We start from the raw sequence: 6,490 nt of genomic DNA, 5'->3' as shown, positions 1-6,490 counted from the left end.
ATTATAGGCAGATGTGGATGTATAATCCATTATTTACCAATAGAGTTTGATCGGATAAAAGCTCGGTGAAACTACACAACTAACTATAAATTAAAGCGATTATGAATCAATTTATTTAAAATAATTAGTTGTGAATTTAATTTAATTATAAAGTGAGGAGTAATGAGTAAAAAAAAGGATTTATATACAGGAATTTTACCAAGGTTGGCGGGTACATTACTAAGTTTGATGGTACTGTTACCAAGCCCTAGTAGAGCTAATACTTTACTAGGGATAATTCGAGACCCCCAAAAGACAGATGAATGGAATCAAATTATTACAAGAATACGCAGTTTAGGTATTAGTTATGAACCTATTAATTTAAGACAAATAAATACATTAGCTGATCTATCTGGAGTTAAAGTTATCTTTTTACCAAACATTGAAACTTTAACTCAAACTCAAGTACAAATTATTGAAGAGTGGGTCAAGCAGGGAGGAAAATTAATAGCTACTGGTCAAATAGGTAAAAAATCTCAGCCAGGGGTAAGGCAACAATTGCGATCGCTTCTTGGTTCTTATTGGGCTTTTCCCTTAAGTCAACCTACTACACCAGAGCCTAAATATCGTTGTTTAGATATTGCCTGCAAAGAATCTACAAGTTGGGCACCAAAAGTAAACGGCCAAGGTAAAGTCGAAGGTGGAATATTAATTCCGGCAGGGTTAAACAGCACAACGGCAGCTACTTGGCAGGGAAGTTCTGGTTCTTCAGCGGTAGTAATTACTCCCCAAGCTACTTATTTAGGTTGGCACTGGGGAAATAGTGAATCTGCTACTTTAGATAGTGTTTGGTTGCGAGCTACTTTGAATCGCTATCAAAGTCAACCACAATTTAGTGCCAGAAATAATAATCCTTTTCCTTCAGGGAATAATACACAGACTTTACCTACGACGAATAATTCTAATCCTCTTAAAATTAGACCTCGTACTTCTCCTTCACCAAGACCAAATAATGAAAATCCTAATATAGTTAGGGTTCAACCTCAAACTACATCTGTAAATACTGCTGAAAATTCCAGCACAAATCAACCTACTACTATAACTCCCAACTCGACTCCAGATACAAATAATATTTGGCTCAGAACTCAGCAGCAAAGGATAAATGCTCAAAAACCTGAAACTCCTGGTCAACTAACAGAAACAAACTTAAGTCAAAATAATAATTCAGTTTCGGAGGCAACAACAACTCCCCAAAGTAACAATGTTTGGCAAAGATTTCGACAACAGAGAGACCAGCAAAATCAGCAGCTTGAAACTGTAGAAGAAAATACCCCGGTTAGTTCCACTGGTAATCCGACTCTAGAAACAAATAATAATAGAGGAGGAATTCTTTGGAACAGTTTCCAACAACAGAGAAATGAACAAAGGCAAAAAACTGACACTGTTAGTAACAACAACTTCCCTGTTAATTCTCCTGACAACTCTACTCCAGAAACGACCAATAACAGANCTAGAAACAAATAATAATAGAGGAGGAATTCTTTGGAACAGTTTCCAACAACAGAGAAATGAACAAAGGCAAAAAACTGACACTGTTAGTAACAACAACTTCCCTGTTAATTCTCCTGACAACTCTACTCCAGAAACGACCAATAACAGAGAGAATATTTGGAACAGATCCCAACAACAAACAACTACATCATCCTCTCGCCCTAACCCCTTAAGTGCCTTTCTCAGACGAGGAGTGCAAGTACCAAACTCCCAAAGAGACCGTTCATCAGAATCAGCAGCTCCTGGTTTAGACATCAGGCGAGGAAACCATCCTATTAGCAGAGCTGAAGCTTATGCAATGTTAAAGGAATTAAATAATCTCCTCGGTAGGTTTGAAAGTGCTTTGGTAGCAGCGCAGTCAGCAGATGTAGAAGTAAATTTAGCAGCAGATGATAGTAGCTTGGTCGCTGCCAATACTAATAACACTACATTTATTGCTCAAAGAAATCGAAAAATTAGCAATGCTCAACAAGTAATAACNCCTATTAGCAGAGCTGAAGCTTATGCAATGTTAAAGGAATTAAATAATCTCCTCGGTAGGTTTGAAAGTGCTTTGGTAGCAGCGCAGTCAGCAGATGTAGAAGTAAATTTAGCAGCAGATGATAGTAGCTTGGTCGCTGCCAATACTAATAACACTACATTTATTGCTCAAAGAAATCGAAAAATTAGCAATGCTCAACAAGTAATAACTAGAGCGCGTCAGGTAATTCAAAATTTTCCCCAACAGGTGGCAGCCAAACAATATGCTACTGCGAGAAATCAATGGCTGCAAACAAGACAAATGTTATGGAAAAACTACCCTACTGATGGAGAAAGAGCGGGGGCTGAGATTCGAGCTGTCTGGTTAGACCGGGGAACAATTGTGAGGGCGAGGTCTGAACGAGGTTTAGCAGGAGTATTTGACCGACTTGCTGCTGCGGGTATTAATACTGTTTTCTTTGAAACTATTAATGCTGGTTATCCCATTTACCCCAGTAATGTTGCTCCAAGACAAAATCCTTTAACAATTTCTTGGGACCCTCTGAAAGCAGCGGTGAAGTTAGCCCGTGAAAGGAATATGGAAATACACGCTTGGATGTGGACTTTCGCGGTAGGAAACCGAGCGCATAATCGCGCTCTTGGTCAAGCAGATAGTTATTTGGGTCCGGTAATTTCGGCTCATCCTAGTTGGGTGATGACTGATAATAAGGGGCGTAAAAGACATCCTGCTGATGGTAAGGTTTATATGGACCCGGCTAATCCTTACGTTCGTCAATATTTGCTCAAGATAATTGATGAAATTGCTACTCGGTATGATGTTGATGGGATTCAGCTTGACTATATTCGCTATCCGTTTCAAAATCCTAGTCGGAATTTTTCTTATGGTTATAGTACGACAGCTCGGAATCAGTTTCGGCAGTTGTATGGGATAGATCCGATGAAGATTTCATCACGCGATCGGCAAAAATTATGGAAGTGGACTGAGTTTAAGATTAATCAGGTTAATAGTTTTGTTGCTGATACTTCTAGATTTCTCAAACGGAAATATCCAAATCTGATTCTTTCGGCAGCAGTATTTCCTTTTCCCCGCCATGAACGCTTTGATAAAATTCAGCAAGACTGGGAAACTTGGGTTCTCAATGAGGAGATCGATCTACTGACTCCCATGACTTATGCTTTAGATACGAGTCGCTTTCAGCAAATTACCCAACCTCTGACAGACACACGAGTATTAGGTAGCACTTTAATAACGCCAGCGGTTAAGCTTTTGAATCTTCCTGAGATTGTAGCAGTTGACCAGATTCAAGCAGCACGAGATTTACCTACTGGGGGTTATATTATTTTTGCTGCGGAAAGAATTAGTGGTGGGTTCNACGAGTATTAGGTAGCACTTTAATAACGCCAGCGGTTAAGCTTTTGAATCTTCCTGAGATTGTAGCAGTTGACCAGATTCAAGCAGCACGAGATTTACCTACTGGGGGTTATATTATTTTTGCTGCGGAAAGAATTAGTGGTGGGTTCCATGGATTTTTGACTCGCACTCAAGGTGCGCCAGAAATGGCTAACAACAGAAGAGCTTCTTTAAATGCTTTTAGTAAACCTTCTCATGTTGTGGAGGGAATAATTCCTTATCGTCAACCATTTGCAGCAGCAGCAGATCGTTTTCAAGCTTTGAAAAAAGAATGGAGTTTTTTGTTAGGAAATGAGCAACTTTCTCTGGGGGAATCTCAACTTGAGAGTTGGCGTAAGGAAGCAGACGAATTGGCATTAGCTTTGGAAAAATTAGCGGATAATCCTGATAATAGTAATTTGAATAATGCTAAAAGAAATCTCAGGAAATTTCAGTTAAAATTTAGAAGTTCTATGAGTGTTCATGCTAAGGAAAATCCTTATCAAGTTCAGACTTGGAAAAATCGTTTGACTTCTTTGGAAATGTTGTTAAATTATGGTGAGCGGGTGCGGTTAAATAGTAAGAGGTGGTAGGTTTTATAGCAGTTTGATAAATTTTTGCGGCTTTTGTTGCATGAAAGGATATATAGCAATCCTCCGCATATTCGTGTCAAAAATATTACTGTTTTTTAGGCAACAGGCAACAGGCAACAGGTGGTAGTTTAAGTTTTTTTATTTACTTTTTGATTACCTGCGACCTATGCGCGGATTACTATAGATTTTCTATTGAATACGAATTTAAAAATTCATGCTATTCAAATCCTTTCTTTATCCTGACTCCTGACTCCTGACTCCTGACTCCTGACTCCTGACTCCTGACTCCTGACTCCTGACTCTTAGAGCGATACGATAACTAATTACCCGGATTATATANGTTTGATAAATTTTTGCGGCTTTTGTTGCATGAAAGGATATATAGCAATCCTCCGCATATTCGTGTCAAAAATATTACTGTTTTTTAGGCAACAGGCAACAGGCAACAGGTGGTAGTTTAAGTTTTTTTATTTACTTTTTGATTACCTGCGACCTATGCGCGGATTACTATAGATTTTCTATTGAATACGAATTTAAAAATTCATGGTATTCAAATCATTAGAAATGGGAATTATAGAGAAGGTAGTCCGAAGAATTATCCCTTGATTTTTCTGCCATAGTGAGCCTTTAATATCATGTCCGTTGGTATCGGAGCGTGTAAAAGTTAGGGAACAATATACCATTAGTAAGGTTTTTCCTTCTCTTACAACTTCTTCCTTCTCTCCTAGATAACTAAAGCCTTCTTCCTTACCTTCTCTATACAATACCGATGCTACCAGACATGATATAATTCTCAGTTTTTCAGCTTTTCGGTCTAAAAAGCTGGCACTTTTAAAAGATCCAAAAAGCTAAAACATTTATCTGTCAATGCTTTTATATTTAAAAAGCGGTCAGCGGTCAGCGGTCAGCAATCAGCAGTAAACGTTTAGGAGGGGATTTAAACCCAGTAGGGGCGATTCGCGTTAGCGTTAGCGTTAGCGTTAGCGAAGCTCCTCTGCAAGAGGCAGCTCCTCTGCAAGAGGCAGCTCCTCTGCAAGAGGCAGCATTCCGGAGGAAATCGCCCCTGCAAGCTGTTAACGCAGTTCCTCCGCAGGAGGCTAGCTGTTTGCGTTAGCGCAGCTCCTCTGCAAGAGGCAGCATTCCGTTAGGAAATGCTAAAAGCTAATAGCTAGTTAATCAGCAAGCCCTAACTATTGTCCAATAGATGAATAAAACATCCATTTACTGAAAGTGAGCGTTATAGCTGCCGCTAGGCTCCGCCTTTCATGTCGGCGACAGCCGAAACGCGTTTGCGTAGCATTCCGTAGGAAAGCGGAACGGATTTTCTATCCCTTCCTCTGACTATATATAAACTAAACATAACTATTGTCCAATAGATGAATAAAGCATCAATTTACNCTAGGCTCCGCCTTTCATGTCGGCGACAGCCGAAACGCGTTTGCGTAGCATTCCGTAGGAAAGCGGAACGGATTTTCTATCCCTTCCTCTGACTATATATAAACTAAACATAACTATTGTCCAATAGATGAATAAAGCATCAATTTACTGAAAGTGAGCGTTATAGCTGCCGCTAGGCTCCGCCTTTCATGTCGCACAGTGAAACGGATGTTCCATTGCTACTTTCATACAACAAAGCCAATTTTTGCTACAAATATTTAGGTTACCACTTAGGAGTCAGGAGACAGGATTCGGGAGTCATTTCAGTTATCAGTACCTCAATGGAATAGGGAGCATTGACTTAATCAAAGAATAACGATATAATAAGTTATAAAGCATACTATTAGACTAAGTTTGTTCACAAGTAAATGAAATCCATTAGAACCAAGCTCAAACTTAATAACAAGCAGAAAACTCTGATGGCTCAACACGCAGGCTACAGTAGGTGGTGTTACAACTGGGGTTTAAGCTTGTGGAATGTTGCTTATAAAAATGGTTACAAGCCCAATGCCCGTAAGCTAAGAGAGGTTTTTACCAACCATACAAAGCCTTTATACCCTTGGATGAAAAACTTGTCATCTAAAGTTTACCAATATGCTTTCATAAATTTAGGTGAAGCATTCATGCATGTTCTTTAAAGGATTAGGAAAACACCCAAAGTTTAAAAAGAAGGGTAAACATGATTCATTCACAATAGATAATTGTGGAAAACCAATAGAATTAAATGGATGGAATCATAAATTACCTTTTATCGGTATTGTTAAGACTTATGAACCCATTGAGGCGACCACCAAAAAAATCACCATTAGTAGACTTGCAGGTGATTGGTATCTTAGCTGTAGCTATGAATTTAATGCAACAACTACACCCAAAAAAACTGATGTTATAGGAGTAGATTTAGGAGTAAAAACATTAGCTACTTTGAGTGATGGGAAAATATTTGAGAGCGTGAAATCGTATCGGAGATTTGAAGCTAAATTATCAAGAGAGCAATATCTACATCGTCATAAAAAGATTGGCTCTGCTAATTGGAGGGCAGCACAACTGAAGATAGCCAGCT

The 6,490-nt window shown here is 39.0% G+C and carries 3 protein-coding genes and 1 pseudogene; 3 read left to right on the top strand and 1 reads right to left on the bottom strand.

Features of this window, described 5'->3' with window-relative positions:
• Positions 1-2,038: 2,038 nt before the first annotated feature.
• Positions 2,039-3,382, top strand: a pseudogene (locus AFK68_RS15910) (glycoside hydrolase family 10 protein); the annotation flags it as partial.
• A 1,144-nt stretch (positions 3,383-4,526) separates the two neighbouring features.
• Here the strand turns inward: AFK68_RS15910 and AFK68_RS15900 are convergent.
• Complete coding sequence (locus tag AFK68_RS15900) at positions 4,527-4,757, bottom strand: hypothetical protein (RefSeq protein WP_094673631.1); 231 nt, start codon at positions 4,755-4,757, stop codon at positions 4,527-4,529.
• A gap of 1,092 nt (positions 4,758-5,849) precedes the next feature.
• On the opposite strand from AFK68_RS15900, the gene AFK68_RS15895 reads away from it, so the two are divergent.
• On the top strand, positions 5,850-6,068 hold the full coding sequence (locus AFK68_RS15895; RefSeq protein ID WP_246844222.1) for a helix-turn-helix domain-containing protein: 219 nt from the start codon (positions 5,850-5,852) through the stop codon (positions 6,066-6,068).
• Positions 6,058-6,490: transposase (locus AFK68_RS15890; RefSeq protein WP_143437927.1), on the top strand; the 433-nt coding region annotated here is incomplete at its 3' end. The genes AFK68_RS15895 and AFK68_RS15890, both read left to right, overlap by 11 nt.

The sequence above is a fragment of the Hydrocoleum sp. CS-953 genome (assembly GCF_002260545.1).
Classification (GTDB): domain Bacteria; phylum Cyanobacteriota; class Cyanobacteriia; order Cyanobacteriales; family Microcoleaceae; genus Trichodesmium.
The sequence above is the reverse complement of the archived record's forward strand: the minus strand, read 5'-3'. Positions and strand labels throughout refer to the sequence as shown.

What these genes read in the sequence shown, in the direction of transcription:
- AFK68_RS15895 (WP_246844222.1), top strand. Translation starts at nt 5,850, where the DNA reads ATGGCTCAACACGCAGGCTACAGTAGGTGGTGTTACAACTGGGGTTTA.